We start from the raw sequence: 15,732 nt of genomic DNA, 5'->3' as shown, positions 1-15,732 counted from the left end.
CGGTGCTCCGGACTGCTCCAAGCAGTTCCGCAACGGCGTGAACCTGTGCGACAACAAGTGCCCGGATCTGCCGGAAGGCACGATCGTTGGTCCGGATGGCTGCCCGCAGAAGGTCGTCATCGACCTGCGCGGCGTCAACTTCAAGTTCGATCGTCCGAAGAAGGGCGAGAAGGACATTGCGAAGTCGCTGGCCGAACCGACGAAGGATTCGTTGGCTGTGCTCGACCAGGCGGTCGACACGCTGCAGCGTTATCCGAACGTGCGTGTCACGGTTGCCGGCTACACCGACTCTGTCGGTACCGATGCCTACAACCAGGGCCTGTCGGAGCGTCGTGCGAAGATCGTGTACGACTACCTCATCGGCCATGGCATCGCTGCCAGCCGTCTGGATGGTCCGATCGGTCACGGCAAGAACGATCCGATCGACAGCAACGACACGGATGCCGGTCGCGCTCGCAACCGTCGTACGGAGCTGCAGGTTCAGCAGTAATCCAACAGCTCGTTGGGAAATCAGAAAAGCCCGGCAAAAGCCGGGCTTTTCTTTTTTTCAATAACGCGTTTCGCGATAACAGATTGTTTTGTGGTGACACGTTGTCGCACCTGCGTGCGCAGGTTTTTGCATCGAACTCATCTGCCTGAACCGGGGCTCACCGAGAGCGTCTAGCGAGGCGTGCGATGCTCTTAACGATTTTGCTACACTCCGCGCCGCTTGTGGTCTTGTCCCCCTTGATCGAGCCGCAAAGCAAAGGACAAGAATAGTCCTAGTGCAGAAGTCAGTTATGACGCGCGCTTTCCGTCTGGGGTGGAAACGGACGCGAACACCAATAAAAACGAGGAGACACCTGATGAATCGTAAGGGCTTGTATTTGACGATCGCCCTGGCTCTGGGCGGCGTGGGTGCCGCGCACGCACAGGACAGCACCGCCGGTTCCACGACGTCGACCTATGACGGCCGCTGGTACATCGCTCCGACGGTTGGCGGTTACTACAACGATACCGATCGCAACACCAACAGCCGCCAGGTTTACTACGGCCTGGGCTTTGGTCGTTTCATCGCTCCGAACACCTCCATCGACGTGTTCTTCGATCGCACCAAGCGCACCGTTGACGGTGGCAACAGCGATCGTTGGGCGAACAACAACGTTGGCGTTGCTGCTCGCTTCTACTACGGCGACTGGAACGCATGGCGTCCGTACGCCCTCGTCGGCGTGATGGGCAGCTACCACATGGATCCGGCCAGCCACTCCTGGTCGCCGGCTGCTGAAGTGGGCGTTGGCGTCTCCAAGACGATCACCGACAGCACCGACTTCCGCGTTGAAGGCGGCTACCGCTACGACTGGGACGACAAGAGCCAGCCGCAGAACAACGGCTACGGCGACTGGTTCCTGGGCTTCAGCATCGTGTCGCGCTTCGGCGAACCGGCTGCTGCTCCGGCCCCGGCTCCGGTGGCTCCGGTGGCTCCGGACTGCTCCAAGCAGTTCCGCAACGGCGTGAACCTGTGCGACAACAAGTGCCCGGATCTGCCGGAAGGCACGATCGTTGGTCCGGACGGCTGCCCGCAGAAGGTCGTGATCGACCTGCGCGGCGTCAACTTCAAGTTCGACCGCCCGAAGAAGGGCGAGACGGACATCAAGAAGGCGCTGGCTGAGCCGACCGCTGACTCGGTTGCCATCCTCGACCAGGCTGTTGACACCCTGCAGCGTTACCCGCAGGTCAAGGTCACGGTTGCCGGCTACACCGACTCGGTCGGTAAGGACGCCTACAACCAGGATCTGTCCGAGCGTCGCGCTGCGATCGTGTACAAGTACCTGACGGCTCACGGCGTTGCCGCCGACCGCCTGATTGGTCCTTTCGGCCACGGCAAGAACGATCCGATCGGCAGCAACGACACGGATGCTGGCCGCGCCCAGAACCGTCGTACGGAACTGCAGGTCCAGCAGTAATAGGATCTGTTCAAGTAGTACCGAAAAGCCCGGCGAAAGCCGGGCTTTTCTTTTTGTGCGAAAGCGCTGACAGGTCACCTATCATGCGCATGGCCAGTTTTTATCTCTCGAATGCTCCGAATGCGCCCGTCACGTCCTTCCTCACGCACATCAGCTTCAACGGCACCACGCCATGGCCTGGCGCGTGTGCTCAGCAAGATGGGCGTGTGTTCGCGCAGCCAGGCGGAAAAGGCGATACGCGAGGGCAGGGTGAGCGTGGATGGCAAGGTCGTGCTCGACCCGGAACGGCCGGCGGATGCAGAGCGTCAACGCATTCTGTTGGACAACGAACCCGTTGCTGCCAGCACGCGTGTCTATATTGCACTCAACAAGCCGCGCGGCATTGTCGTCAGCGCAGCCGATGAGCGCGGTCGCGATACGGTCTATGACCTGCTGAAGGATGCCGGCCTGCCGTGGCTGGGGCCGGTGGGTCGGCTCGACAAGGCAAGCGAAGGCCTGCTGCTGCTGAGCAACGACAGCGTATGGGCGGCGCGGTTGACCGAGCCCAGGCATCATGTCGACAAGACGTATCACGTGCAGGTCAATGCCATTCCCGACCAGTCGCTGCTCGATCGATTGGTGGAAGGCATCGAAGAGCAGGGCGAGCGCCTTTCTGCCCGACGCGCGACCTTGCTGAGAAGCGGCGAGAAGAACGCGTGGCTGGAAATTGTGCTGGACGAAGGCCGAAACCGGCATATCCGCCGCCTGCTCGATGCCCACGGCATTGATGTGTTGCGGCTGATTCGCGTCGCTGTCGGGCCATTGCTCCTGGGCGATCTCGCGAAAGGGCAGTGGCGGCAGCTGTCGCCCGAGGAAGTGCTGCAGTTGAGCGGCGACGCGCAGAAGTGAACAAGCCGCTCACTGTAGGAGCGCACTTGTGCGCGACAAACCTACAGAGTGGGCGCTGAAACGCCGCGGTCGCGCACAAAGTGCGCTCCTACAAAAGAGCGACGATTGCCAAGTGGGTAATAAGGCATCGCTCGCCGCATGGCGATGCGATGCCCTTCAATCAAATCACGCCCAGCTTCTTGCCCACCTTGGTAAACGCAGCAATCGCCTGATCCAGGTGTTCGCGCGTGTGCGCTGCACTCATCTGCGTGCGGATGCGCGCCTGGCCTTGCGGCACGACCGGATAGAAAAAGCCGGTGACGTAGATGCCTTCATCGAGCAATTCCGTCGCCATGGCCTGGGCCTTCTTGGCGTCATAGATCATGACCGGCACGATGGGGTGCACGCCCGGCTTGATGTCGAAACCGGCCTTGGCCATCTGTTCGCGGAAGTAGCGTGTGTTTTCCTTTACCTGCTCGCGCAGGTCGCCCGCGGCGGACAGCATGTCGAACACCTTGATGCCCGCGGCGACCACATGCGGCGGCAGCGAGTTGGAGAACAGATACGGACGCGAGCGCTGGCGCAGCATCTCGATCACTTCCTTGGGGCCGGTGGTGAAGCCACCCAGCGCACCGCCGAGTGCCTTGCCCAGCGTACCGGTGATGATGTTGATCTTGTTGAGCACGCCATTCACTTCAGCCGAGCCGCGGCCCGTATCGCCGAGGAAGCCGGTGCAATGGCATTCGTCGATGTGCACCAGGGCGTTGTACTTCTCGGCCAGCGCGGTGATCTTGTCCAGCGGCGCGATGAAGCCATCCATCGAGAACGCGCCGTCCGTGGTGATCAGCTTGGTGCGCGCGCCAGCGGCGTCGGCGGCCTGCAGCTGCTTTTCCAGGTCGGCCATGTCGCAGTTGGCGTAACGGAATCGCTTGGCCTTGCACAGGCGGATGCCGTCGATGATGGAGGCGTGGTTGAGCGCATCCGAGATCACCGCATCCTCTTCGCCGAGCAGCGGCTCGAACAGGCCGCCGTTGGCGTCGAAGCAGGCGGCATAGAGAATGGTGTCTTCGGTGCCGAAGAAATCGGCGATCTTCTTCTCCAGTTCCTTGTGCAGATCCTGCGTGCCGCAGATGAAGCGCACGGAAGCCATGCCGAAGCCGTGCGTATCAAGCGCGTCCTTGGCCGCCTGGATCACATCGGGATGATCGGCCAGGCCGAGGTAGTTGTTGGCGCAGAAGTTGAGCACTTCCTTGCCGCTGTCCAGGCGGATCTTCGCCGACTGCGGCGAGGTGATGATGCGTTCGGCCTTGAACAGGCCTTGCTCACGGATCGATTCGAGTTCGCTGGTGAAGCGCGACTGGCCGGGGTAGCTCATGGGGATCTTCCAGCTGGGGGCAAAAGGCTATTTTGAGCCTTTAGGGGCAAGGTGGCGAGCCCTTGCTCCCTCTCCCCTGCGGGGAGAGGGCTGGGGTAAGTCCCGAAAAGGGGATAAAGGGCGGGTGCTCGCGGTAGCGCACGTTCGTTAGCTTGAGTTGCTTTCAACAAGTTGAAGGCGAAGATCGAACCTTTGCAGCCTCGAGGCCAGGCCGATCCCTCACCCCAGCCCTCTCCCCATAGGGGAGAGGGAGCAGGGCGCGTCTTTTCTCAGCCTTGATGCAGCCCCAATTCCACGCGCGTGGTCTTGCCCTTGTCGTCGATGTCTTTCGTATCGAGCTTGGGGTCCTTGATGGCCATGCGCTTGTCGTCCAGCTTGCCCTTGAGCCAGGCCTGCACCGCTGCGGCACGTCGCTGCGCAAGGTCGCGCAGCGCGGCATCGTCCACGGCCACGTTGGTTTCCATCAGGCTGCGCATCTCGTCGGGCTCAAGCGACTTCTTCAAGCCAATGATGTTCTTCGGCTTGCCCTTGAAATCGTCGTCCTTGTAGGCGCGCTTGAGGTACTTCTCGTCTTCGTCCGGCGTGATGCTTACGGCGGCCAGGGCGGCGTCGGAGGTGTCGGCATTCTTGCCGTCCTGATCGAGCACCTTCTGCTTGCGCACCATGTTTTCCACGGTCACCTTGCGCAGGCCGTCCTGGTCCTTGGAAGGATCGACGCGACCGATGATGTCCAGACTCAGCGACGTCTTCTGATTGAGCGCCGCCACGACCTTGCCCAGTCGCTCCTGCGCGTTCTTGTCGAGCACGGCCGAGCCGGGATCGAATTCCACGTAGCCCAGGTCTTCGTGGTTGCTGCCGCCGAATGCCGCACCCAGCAGGCGGAACGGCGCCGTTGCGGCCTTGGCAATGAGGTTGCCGATGGCGCGCCAGATCAGGCCGCCCATGCTGAATTGCGGATCGTCCAGCGACCCGGACACGGGCACATCCACATCGATGTTGCCTTGCGTGTCCTTCAACAGCGCCACCGCAAGCTTCACCGGCAGATGCTTGATGCCGGGGCTTTCGTCGCGATCGCCGAAGGTGAGCTGCGTGATGAAGATATGGTTGTCGGCGTTGAGCTTGCGCTGGTCCAGCTGGTAATGGACGTCCATCGTCAGCTTGCCGGCCGTGATCGGATAGCCCGTGTATTTGGTGGAATAGGCGCTCAGCCCTGTCAGTTCGACCTCATTCGCCTTGCCCTTGATGTCGAGGAAGGCCCCTGGCTGCAGGGGGTTGATGGTGCCGTCGATATCTACCGGCGAGTTGTCGTTCAACGCAGCCTGCACGGAGAGATCCGCTGGCGGATCGCCCGGCTTGGGACCGAACGCGCCGATCTTGCCGGTGACCTTGGTCAGGTTGGCCGTGTAATTGGGCTTGATGAAGTTGGCGGCGTAGTTGAGCTGGCCATTGAGCAGCGTGATGCCGCGGAGGTGGATGTCCGCTTCCGGTGCCGATGCGGAAGACGCCGATGCAGGCGTCGCCGCGGCGCCGGTCTTCGTCTGAGGGCCTGGTGTGCGCACGGGTGGCGGAGGCGGCGGTGTCGATGCCGCCGCTGCCGGCTTCGCACCGACCGGCTGCTCGTTGTCGGCGCGTGTGACCGACACGGGCGCCGCTTCCGGATTGGCCACCACTTCCGAAAGATTGAGCGTGCCGTTCGCGTTGACGATCATGCGCGCGTAGAACGAACTGAGCACGAGATTGGCCACGTGCATGCGCGGCGCGCCATAGCCATAGGAGACATCCATGCCTGTGCCGCTGAGCGTGCGCCAGCGGAGGAAGTCATCGCCTGTCAGCTTGTCCTGGATGCGCACCTGTTCCAGCGCGGCACTGCCCTTGTAGGTGAGCTTGGGGTCAGCGCTGCGTCCGTCGTAATGCACCTTGCCGTTGCTGCTGATGCGTGCGCTGGAAATGGTCACGTTCAACGGCACGCTGATGTACGGCTGGAACGTGGCGATATCCAGGCGCTGGGTGACAAGCTGGATATCGGCCAGCGAAGGCAGCGGCTGCACCTTGCCGGTGGCAGTGAACGTGCCCTTGTTGATCGTGCCTGCCAACTTCATGTCGCGCGGTTCGTTGAGCTTGTCGCTCAGGTTGTCCATGCCACCGCTGAGCGAGTCGATCCTGATCTTCACCGGCTTGTCGCCGGCCGCCAGGTCCGTGAACGCCACGGCCGCGTTGTCGAAAGCCAGATGCGCCACGCTCCAGTGCCACGGTGGACCGGCGGGCTTCTTCGCAGGCGCATTCTTTGCCGCAAACAGATCCACCAGACTGATGTACTTGCGGCGGTCGCGTTGCACATCCAGGCTCAAGCCCGTTGCCTTCACGGTGCCCAGTTGCGCCTGCTGCGTGGCAAGGTCGATCTGGGTGATCTCCGCTTCCATGGTTTTCCAGGCCACGGGCGAGCCCTGGCCCTTGAATTGCGGCTCCATCGCAAAGTCGGTGACCGTAGCCTTGGCATCGGCAAGGTGCACGTTGAACGGCGTGCCCCAGTTCACCTGCAGCTTGCCGTTGGCATCGAGCTTGCCCTTCGTCACACGCGCGGCAAGGCCCTGGTAGGTCGCGGCCTGCAGCGGGGCGAGGTCAACCTGCTGCTGGCCGATCGTGCCGACCAACGTGTTCTTGGCGAGATCCACCGTGCCCTTGAACGAAAGCTCGCCACCGAAGAACTGCGCGGTCATGTCCAGGTTGGCAGCAGGCGCCGCGAGCATGCTGAGCCCGCGCAGGCTCCCATGCAGGTTGCCCATGTCGATCTTGCTGCCGGCCGCATCGGTGTAGTGGATGGCGCTGTTGGTCAGCGTCATCGAGGCGATGCGCAGATCGGTGGGCTGCGTCTTCTTGTCCGGCTCGGGTTTGGCCGGTGCCGCGGTCAATGAATCGAAGTTGCTGTGGCCTTCGGGGCCGGCGGTGTAATAGAGCTGCGCCTGATCGAGTGCCAGCGCGCCGATGTTGTAGCGCGATTCCAGCGGCTGCACATCGGCAAGATCCGCGGTGCCTTTGCCCAGGCTGAGTATCGCTTGCCCGGTGTTGTTGTTGAGCGCGAAGTCATCCAGCTCCAGCTTGCCCGTGAGTTGCAGCTGCGGTGTCGGCTTGGCCTGGACGAAGTGGAGTACCAGGTCGCCGCTGAGCTGGCCCTTGGGAATGGCCACCGGCAGCGTCGTCGGCGCATAGCCGATGTACTTGGCCAGATCCAGGCGATCGATGTGGAAATTGACGGTGGACTCGCGCGTATCCGCGAAGGGCTTGGTCTGCCCCTGGATGTGCAGCGGGCTGCCATCCACGTCCATCGACAGCAGCGGCTGCACGAACACATCCGTGTCGCTGGGCAGGTTGGCGATGAACGGAATGCCCAGTTCCAGCTTCTCGACGTGATGGTTGGTCTTCAGCGCTTCGTCGGCAAACTGGATGTCGCCGTTGTGCACGCTGATGTTGGACAGCGCAAAGCGCGTGGGCGGCGCCTTCGGATCGGACGGTGTGGAGTTGATGCGATCGATGATGTCGCTGAAATTGAAGCGCTGATCGGCGGTGCGCACGAGGCGAATGCGTGGACGCTGCAGCGTCAGCTCATCCAGCACGGGTGCCATGCGGAAGACCGAGGCCCACGAGGTATTGATCACCGCCTGGTCGATATCGACGAACGCGGACTTGCCGTCACGATCCGCGATGTGAAGCTGATCCAGTTCCAACCGCAACGTATAGGGATTCAGATGCACGGCGCCCAAGGTGACGGGGCGTTGCAGCGCGACGCTGGCGCGTTTCTCGATCTGGCTTCGAATGATGGACGGCGCGGCAAGAAACCCGAAGATGCCGAACACGATCAGCACGATGGCGATGATCAGTGCGACCTTGCGCGTTCGACGAGATTTGTAGACGGCAACGGCGCGGTCGCGTCCTGCGGCCAGTCGAGAGTGGTTGAAAAGGCCCGCCATCACGATGCTCCCATGACATCGCGTGCCGACCGTACACAGCCTTTGGGCTGTGCACCTTCACAATCCCAGCGATTCTGTCGGCCGCCTGGCCCGAGTGTACTAGTGCCGCAGTATCCAAAAAACGACTTGGCCGCCGTGGATGCGGCGGCCAAGCTTATTTATGTGATGGTTTCGTGGATGCTCAGTTCCAGGAGCACACGACCTTGCCGCACTTGCCGGCATCCATCAGGTCGAAGCCCTTCTGGAAATCGTCGATGTGGATCTGGTGCGTGAGCACCTTCTGCAGCGGGAAACCCGTCAGCACCATCTGGGTCATCTTGTACCAGGTCTCGTACATGCGACGGCCGTAGATGCCCTGCATGGTGAGGCCCTTGAAGATCACCTTGTCCCAGTCGATGCCTGCACCCTTGGGCAGAATGCCGAGCAGGGCGATCTTGCCGCCGTGGTACATGCAGTCGAGCATGTCGTTGAAGGCGCGCGGGTTGCCGCTCATCTCCAGGCCCACGTCGAAGCCTTCCATGTGAAGGTCCTTCATCACGTCCTTCAGCGACTGGTTGGCCACGTTCACCACGCGCGTGGCGCCCATGTCGGCGGCAAGCTTCAGACGGTAGTCGTTGATGTCGGTGACCACCACGTTACGTGCACCCACATGCTTGGCGATGCCCGCAGCGATGATGCCGATGGGGCCGGCGCCGGTGATCAGCACGTCTTCGCCGATCAGGTCGAACTCCAGCGCGCAATGCGCGGCGTTGCCGTAGGGGTCGAAGAAGGCAGCCAGCTCGGACGGGATCTGGTCCGGAATCGGCCACAGGTTGGACGCCGGCATGGTCATGTATTCGGCGAACGCGCCATTGCGGTTCACGCCGATGCCCACGGTGTTCGGGCACAGGTGCTGGCGGCCGGCGCGGCAGTTGCGGCAGTGGCCGCACACGATATGGCCCTCGGCGGACACGCGGTCGCCGATCTTGTAGCCGGTGACGCCCGGGCCGATCTCCACGATGCGGCCGACGAACTCATGGCCGATGGTCAGGCCCGGCTTGATGGTGCGCTGGGACCAGTCGTCCCACTTGTAGATGTGCAGGTCCGTGCCGCAGATCGCGGTCTTTTCCATCTTGATCAGCACCTCGTTGGGGCCGACCTCGGGAACGGGGACTTCTTCCATCCAGATGCCCTGTTCGGGGTTGCGCTTGACCAGGGCTTTCATCATCTGAGGCATGGGATTTCCGTGGGGAAGGGCGGGAAAACGACAATTATAAGAGGCGGGCGAACGCGCTGCGTCGTGCAGTGCAGCGTTGCCGCCGGGGCGGGAAGCGGATAGGGTCGCAATATTTTGCGATATCCGTTGAAGGACCGGCATGAAACGATGGACGTTGACGCTGCTGACCGCGGCACTGGGACTGGCCATGGCAACACCGACTCAAGCCGACGAAGGCATGTGGATGCCGTCGCAATTGCCCAGCATTGCCAGGCAGCTGCACGCCGCCGGCTTCCAGGGCAATCCATCCGACCTCGCGGACCTCACCAAGGCGCCGCTCAATGCGGTGGTGAAAGTGGGCGGCGCCACCGGCTCGTTCATCAGCGACGATGGCCTGGTACTCACCAACCACCATGTCGCCTTTGGCGTGATCCAGTACAACAGCAACGCACAGCGCGACCTGATCCAGAACGGTTTCGTTTCACACGCGCGTGGTGAAGAACTCCCGGCCAATCCCGATTTTCGCCTGCGCGTGACCACGGGCTTCGACAAGGTCAGCGACAAGGTGCTCGCCGCGGCGCATGGCAAGACAGGGCGTGCCTATTTCGACGCCATCGACGCCATCAGCAAAACGCTGGTGGCCGAATGCGAGCGCGAGCCCGGCATGCGTTGCAGCGTGGTCAACATGTTCTACGGCCGCGATTTCTATCTGGTGAAGCAGCTGGAGCTTCGCGACATTCGTCTGGTCTATGCGCCGCCGCGCGCCATCGGCAATTACGGCGATGAAGTGGACAACTTCGTCTGGCCACGCCATGCGGGTGATTTCACCCTGCTGCGCGCCTATGTGGGCAAGGACGGCAAGCCGGCGGATTACGCAAACGACAACGTGCCCTACCATCCGCCCGCGCACCTGCAGGTCGCTCGCGATGGCGTGCACGACGGCGATTTCGTGATGCTTGCGGGTTATCCGGGCATCACCTACCGGCACCGCACGGCGGCCGAGTTCGCGGACCAGGTGGAATGGCGTTTGCCCACGACGGTGCAGGTGATGCAGCAGTTGCAACACGTCATCGAGGACACCGGACGGGATGATCGTCAGGCGGCCATCCGCTACGCCTCGCAGCTGCAGTCGCTCAAGAACAACATCAAGCGTTTCGAAGGCGAACTGGACGGCCTGCGGCGCAGCGACGCCGTCACCATCCGCCGCAACGACGAAGACGCCATGATGACGTGGCTCGCCGCGCAGCCGCAGGCCGGCACGTTGCGACCGCAGATCGATGAGGTCAATCACCTGATTGCCGCTGGCAGCGCCACGCGCGAGCGCGATCTCCTGCTGGGCTTGATGCAAAGCCAGACGCAGTTGCTGCGCTCGGCCATCACCCTGCAACGGCTCGCGCACGAACGCGCGCTGCCGGATGCGCAGCGTGAAGCGGGCTACCAGAAGCGCGACGAAGACCTGATCGCCGGCATGCTTCGCCAGGTGCAGCGCCGCTACGATCCCGCGGTCGAGAAGCGTCTTCTCAGCGCGTTGCTCACCCGCTACCAGAAACTGCCTGACGCACAGCGTTTCCCCGAATTCGATGCCGCCTTCGGTCGCACACCTGAGGAGCTCGCCAGGAAACTCGATCAGGTGTACAGCGCCACCCATCTTGGTGATGAGCCCCGGCGACTTGAATGGCTGAATGCCGAACCGGCCGCGGTGAGCCATGCGGATGACGCCTTGCTGTCGCTGGCGTTCCAGTTGCAACCGGCGCTGCTGCGCCAGGAAGACGAGCGCAAGACGCGCGAAGGCGAGCTGCTGCGCGTTCGCCCGGCTTATATGGATGCATTGATCGCTTACCGCGAAAAGCAGGGGCGCGCGGTTTACCCCGATGCCAACAGCACGCTGCGCGTGAGCTACGGCAAGGTCACCCCGCTCAAGGCGCGCGATGCGGTGTCGTATGAACCGCAAACCACGACGGCCGGCATCGTTGAAAAGAACACCGGTGTGGCGCCCTTCGATGCGCCGAAGCCCTTGCTCGATGCCATCGCCAAGGGCGATTACGAAGGCTATGCCGACGCGAAATCAGGCCTGATGCCCGTCGATTTCCTCAGCAACCTGGACACCACCGGCGGCAACTCCGGCTCGCCGGTGCTCAACGCCAGGGGCGAACTGGTCGGCCTCAATTTCGACAGCAACTGGGAAGCGGTCAGTGCCAGCTGGATGTTCGATCCACGCTACAAGCGGGCCATCCATGTGGACCTGCGCTACATGCGCTGGCTGATGGACAAGGTCTATCCGGCACCGCAGCTGCTCAAGGAAATGGGCGTGCCTGCGCGTTGATTCCTGGGGGCGGGCCGGTTCACAACGGTTTCATCGCCCCGGGCGTGCAGTAAGCGCTTCATGCACGCCTTGGGGGCTTTATGGACCACGATAACTGTTGCGAACACGCACCGGATGCCGCTCGCCGTTCCTTGCTGAAATCGTCGTTGGGCGTCGCAGCCTTCGCCGCTGTGGGTGGCCTGTCGTGGGTTTCGCCAAGTGAGGCGCGAGACGTCGCGCTGACCAAGGAACAACGCGATGCCCTGACGCCAGATCGCATCATCGCGCTGCTCAAAGAAGGCAATGACCGTTTCCGCTCCGGCAAGATGCAGGCCCACGATTACCTCGGGCAAAAGCGCACGAGCGCGGGCGGGCAATATCCCGCTGCCGTGATCCTGAGCTGCATCGACTCGCGTGCACCGGCCGAGATCGTCTTCGATACCGGCATCGGCGACCTGTTCAACGCGCGCGTCGCGGGCAATATCGCCAATGACGATCTGCTGGGCAGCATGGAATTCGCCTGTGCGCTGGCCGGCGCCAAGGTGGTGCTGGTGATGGGGCATACCGCATGCGGCGCCATCAAGGGCGCCATCGACAACGCCAAGCTCGGCAACCTCACGGGTCTGCTCGACAAGATCAAGCCCGCCGTTGATGCCACCCAGTTCAACGGTGACCGCAGCAGCAAGAACGACGCCTACGTCGATGCCGTGGCGGCGACCAATGTGCGCCACACCATCGACGAGATCCGTCGCCGGAGCGACGTGCTCGCCGGCCTGGAGAAGGACGGCAAGATCAAGATTGTCGGCTCGATGTACCACCTCGTAGGCGGTGCGGTGGAGTTCTACAGCTGATAGCACTCACTCTGTTGTTGTGGGAGCGCACCCTGTGCGCGACATGCCGCACCGTCCGGTGATCGCGAGTCGCGCACAGGGTGCGCTCCCACAAGTAGACGGCTTGGAGAAGGACGGCAAGATCAGGATCGTCGGCTCGAGGTATCACCTGGTCTGCGGCATGCTGGAGTTCTACAGCTGACCGCACTCGCCCTGTTGTGGGAGCGCACCCTGTGCGCGACATGCCGCGCCACTCGGTGACGGCGAGTCACGCACCGGGTGTACTCCCACAGAAACGCGGCCTTCGCCATTAGAATGCGCGAATGCCGATCGATCAGCGCCCGCTCGCCGTGTTTCTGATGGGCCCGACCGCGTCGGGCAAGACCGCGCTCGCCTGCGCATTGAGCGAACGTTTTCCCGTCGATCTGATCAGCGTGGATTCCGCGCTGGTTTATCGCGGCCTGGATATCGGCTCGGCCAAACCCGATGCGGCGACACTGGCGCGTTATCCGCATCGGCTTATCGATATCCGCGATCCGGCTGAACCTTATTCGGCGGCCGATTTTCGCGGTGATGCCATGGCTGCCATGCAGGACATCACGGCACAGGGCAGGGTGCCGCTGCTGGTCGGTGGCACCGGGCTGTATTTCCGTGCATTGCAGCAGGGGCTTTCCCAACTGCCCGAGGCCGATCCGCAGGTTCGCGAACGGTTGTCGGCCGAAGCGGCGACGGAAGGCTGGCCTGCCATGCACGCGCGTCTCGCCGCGCTCGATCCTGCGGCGGCGGCGCGCATCGGCCCCAACGACGCGCAACGCGTCCAGCGCGCGCTTGAAGTTATCGAGCTCACCGGTCGCCCCATGTCGGAGCAACAACGCGGCGGCACGGGCGAGCGTTTCCCCTGGCGCGTGCTCAAGCTGGCACTGGTTCCTGAGGATCGCGCCCCGTTGCACGCACGCATCGCCCAGCGCTTCGACGCCATGCTGAAAGACGGGTTTCTTGACGAGGTGCGAACCTTGCGCGCCCGCGGCGACCTGCATGCGGACCTGCCGGCTATCCGCGCGGTGGGCTACCGCCAGGCATGGGAGTATCTGGATGGCCAAATCCCCGCAGGAGAGTTTCGCGATCGTGGCGTCTTTGCCACCCGTCAGCTTGCCAAGCGCCAGATGACATGGTTGCGCGGCGAACTCGATGCGCGGGTATTGGACCCCGAACGACCAGTGCTGAAAGCCACGGCCGATCAAGCTTTGGCGCTTTTTCTTGGAACTCGGCGTTAATGTTTTGCTGATTTTCTAAACGTCTTTTTCACACATGATGAAAGCGTGCATTTTCCCTTTCATCAACGATTTAAAAGTGGTTAATATTCCTCCGCCTTGGACCGGGGCGCGTCATGCGTCTTTTATCCCGGTCCGTCCGTTGCGAGGGGAGAACATAAAATGTCCAAAGGGCAATCGTTGCAAGATCCATTTCTCAATGCACTGCGCCGCGAGCGCGTTCCGGTCGCCATCTACCTGGTGAATGGCATCAAGCTGCAGGGCACGATCGAATCGTTTGATCAGTTCGTGGTGCTGCTGCGCAACCAGGTCAGCCAGATGGTCTACAAGCACGCCATTTCCACCGTGGTTCCCAGCCGCAACGTTCGCGTCGGCAACGGCCACGACGGGCACGGCGACGCCCCGGGTGCGGCCGAATCGGAAGGTTGATTCGGCGGGAGAGTCGACCCATCTGAGTAGGGAAGGCGCCCCGGCCTTATCGGCTGGCCGCGCAACCGCATACACTTTCCGCTCCGATTCGCGCCGTGGGTCCTTCGTGGCCCACGGCGCGGCGTCTCCATAAAGGCTCATCCGTCATTGTTTGATCGTCAAAAGAAAGGCGAACGCGCCCTTCTCGTTCTCCCGCATTCCCGCGGCGAGGGCGATGCAGTGCGTCGCGCCGAAGAATTCGCCGAGCTGGTTCGCTCGGCCGGCGCCGAGATTCTCGGCAGCATTCCTGCACGCATCGACGTGCCCAATCCGCGCTATTACATCGGCACCGGCAAGGCCGACGAGGTGGCCGAGGCCGCGCGGGCCATGGGTGCGGACCTGGTGCTGGTCGATCACCTGCTGACGCCGGTGCAGGAGCGCAACCTCGAAAAGCTGCTCAACATCCGCGTGGTGGACCGGGCGGGGCTGATCCTGGACATCTTCGCCCAGCGCGCCCGTTCGCACGAAGGCAAGCTCGAGGTGGAGCTGGCCCAGCTCAAGCATCTCGCCACGCGTCTGGTTCGCGGCTGGACCCATCTGGATGCCCAGCGCGGCGGTGCCATCGGCAACCGCGGTCCGGGCGAAACCCAGCTGGAAACCGACCGCCGCCTGCTGGCCGAGCGGGTGAAAATGCTTACCAAGCGCCTCGAAAAGGTGCAGACGCAGCGCGTGCAGCAGCGTCGCGCGCGCATGCGCAACACGGTGCCGCGTGTCGCCCTGGTGGGTTACACCAATGCCGGCAAGTCGACCTTGTTCAACGTGCTGACCGAAGGCGAGGTGTTTGCCGCCGACCTGCTGTTCGCCACGCTGGACCCCACGGTGCGCAAGCTTGAAGGGCTTTCGTGCGGTCCCGCCGTGCTGGCCGACACCGTGGGTTTCGTGCGCGAATTGCCCCACGATCTGGTCGCCGCCTTCCGCGGCACGCTGGCCGAAGCGCGCGATGCCGACCTGCTGCTGCACGTGAGTGACGCGGCGGACGAAGAGCGCGAGCGTCTCGCTCAGGTCGTTGACAACGTGCTTGAGGAAATCGACGCGGGCGACCTGCCGCAGCTGCGCGTGATGAACAAGATCGACCTGGCGGGTGCCGAGCCACGCATCGATCGCGACGGCGAAGGCCGTCCGACCACGGTGTGGCTGTCGGCCGCGACCGGGCAGGGGCTTGACCTGCTTCGTCAGGCCTTGGGTGAATTGCTGGGCGGCGACCGCGTGCAGTCCGAACTTCGCCTGCCGCATTCCGCTGGCCGCCTGCATGCACGCCTGAAGGCGGCGGGCGCCATTGCTGGTGAGGAAGTGGACGAGGACGGCTGGCGCCTGAATATCGATGCGCCTCGCAGCGTCATCGCGCCCCTCAGCGGCGGCAGCGCCACCGAAGCCGCACTTCTGCGGGAGTTGCTGGGCTCCGAGGAACAGGAAGCCTTCTAGGCGTGCCGGGCCCGCCGGGCCTGAACCTTCATGGCGCGAGTGGGTCCCAGGCCGGGCACGGGTGGGGAATCGTCGCCCGGCTCTGGTAGAATGG

The 15,732-nt window shown here is 62.9% G+C and carries 11 protein-coding genes; 8 read left to right on the top strand and 3 right to left on the bottom strand.

Annotated features, from left to right (window positions below; translation table 11 throughout):
• The 3 genes from DK366_RS07915 to DK366_RS07905 form a co-directional block, all read left to right on the top strand.
• Window positions 1–490, top strand: a 490-nt coding sequence (locus DK366_RS07915; protein WP_157956477.1) for an OmpA family protein, incomplete at its 5' end; no start/stop codon positions are given.
• 355 nt (window positions 491–845) lie between these two features.
• Window positions 846–1,943 (top strand): OmpA family protein, encoded by a 1,098-nt coding sequence (locus DK366_RS07910; protein WP_109124999.1) that lies wholly within the window; start codon window positions 846–848, stop codon window positions 1,941–1,943.
• A gap of 177 nt (window positions 1,944–2,120) precedes the next feature.
• Complete coding sequence (locus tag DK366_RS07905) at window positions 2,121–2,831, top strand: pseudouridine synthase (protein ID WP_343125616.1); 711 nt, start codon at window positions 2,121–2,123, stop codon at window positions 2,829–2,831.
• Window positions 2,832–2,991: 160 nt separating this feature from the next.
• Here the strand turns inward: DK366_RS07905 and kbl are convergent, their stop codons facing one another.
• From kbl to tdh, 3 genes are all read right to left on the bottom strand, one after another.
• Complete coding sequence (gene kbl / locus DK366_RS07900; protein ID WP_109124997.1) at window positions 2,992–4,185, bottom strand: glycine C-acetyltransferase; 1,194 nt, start codon at window positions 4,183–4,185, stop codon at window positions 2,992–2,994.
• 269 nt (window positions 4,186–4,454) lie between these two features.
• On the bottom strand, window positions 4,455–8,150 hold the full coding sequence (locus tag DK366_RS07895; RefSeq protein ID WP_109124996.1) for a DUF748 domain-containing protein: 3,696 nt from the start codon (window positions 8,148–8,150) through the stop codon (window positions 4,455–4,457).
• A gap of 181 nt (window positions 8,151–8,331) precedes the next feature.
• Entirely contained in the window at window positions 8,332–9,366 is a 1,035-nt protein-coding gene (gene tdh, locus DK366_RS07890; protein ID WP_198651469.1) for an L-threonine 3-dehydrogenase, read from the bottom strand.
• Window positions 9,367–9,553: 187 nt separating this feature from the next.
• Here tdh and DK366_RS07885 point away from each other — a divergent pair, with 187 nt between their 5' ends.
• From DK366_RS07885 to hflX, 5 genes are all read left to right on the top strand, one after another.
• The gene (locus DK366_RS07885; protein WP_232820970.1) at window positions 9,554–11,668 is read left to right on the top strand and encodes a S46 family peptidase; all 2,115 of its coding nucleotides are present in this window, start codon (window positions 9,554–9,556) and stop codon (window positions 11,666–11,668) included.
• Between the two features lie 80 nt (window positions 11,669–11,748).
• Window positions 11,749–12,498, top strand: coding sequence for a carbonic anhydrase family protein (locus DK366_RS07880; RefSeq protein ID WP_109124994.1), 750 nt, complete (start codon window positions 11,749–11,751; stop codon window positions 12,496–12,498).
• A 302-nt stretch (window positions 12,499–12,800) separates the two neighbouring features.
• Window positions 12,801–13,751, top strand: a complete 951-nt coding sequence (miaA, locus tag DK366_RS07875; protein WP_109124993.1) for a tRNA (adenosine(37)-N6)-dimethylallyltransferase MiaA — start codon at window positions 12,801–12,803, stop codon at window positions 13,749–13,751.
• 159 nt (window positions 13,752–13,910) lie between these two features.
• Window positions 13,911–14,177 (top strand): RNA chaperone Hfq, encoded by a 267-nt coding sequence (hfq, locus tag DK366_RS07870; RefSeq protein WP_109124992.1) that lies wholly within the window; start codon window positions 13,911–13,913, stop codon window positions 14,175–14,177.
• 147 nt (window positions 14,178–14,324) lie between these two features.
• Complete coding sequence (gene hflX / locus DK366_RS07865; RefSeq protein WP_109124991.1) at window positions 14,325–15,638, top strand: ribosome rescue GTPase HflX; 1,314 nt, start codon at window positions 14,325–14,327, stop codon at window positions 15,636–15,638.
• The last annotated feature ends 94 nt before the right edge of the window (window positions 15,639–15,732 follow it).

Origin of the sequence: Dyella sp. C11 (assembly GCF_003121485.1) — a bacterium.
Lineage (GTDB): Bacteria > Pseudomonadota > Gammaproteobacteria > Xanthomonadales > Rhodanobacteraceae > Dyella.
Note: the sequence above shows the minus strand (reverse complement) of the source record. Positions and strands in the feature narration are given on the sequence as shown.

What these genes read in the sequence shown, in the direction of transcription:
- DK366_RS07895 (WP_109124996.1), bottom strand. Translation starts at nt 8,150, where the DNA reads ATGGCGGGCCTTTTCAACCACTCTCGACTGGCCGCAGGACGCGACCGC.
- miaA (WP_109124993.1), top strand. Translation starts at nt 12,801, where the DNA reads ATGCCGATCGATCAGCGCCCGCTCGCCGTGTTTCTGATGGGCCCGACC.
- tdh (WP_198651469.1), bottom strand. Translation starts at nt 9,366, where the DNA reads ATGCCTCAGATGATGAAAGCCCTGGTCAAGCGCAACCCCGAACAGGGC.
- DK366_RS07885 (WP_232820970.1), top strand. Translation starts at nt 9,554, where the DNA reads ATGGCAACACCGACTCAAGCCGACGAAGGCATGTGGATGCCGTCGCAA.
- kbl (WP_109124997.1), bottom strand. Translation starts at nt 4,185, where the DNA reads ATGAGCTACCCCGGCCAGTCGCGCTTCACCAGCGAACTCGAATCGATC.
- DK366_RS07880 (WP_109124994.1), top strand. Translation starts at nt 11,749, where the DNA reads ATGGACCACGATAACTGTTGCGAACACGCACCGGATGCCGCTCGCCGT.
- DK366_RS07910 (WP_109124999.1), top strand. Translation starts at nt 846, where the DNA reads ATGAATCGTAAGGGCTTGTATTTGACGATCGCCCTGGCTCTGGGCGGC.
- hfq (WP_109124992.1), top strand. Translation starts at nt 13,911, where the DNA reads ATGTCCAAAGGGCAATCGTTGCAAGATCCATTTCTCAATGCACTGCGC.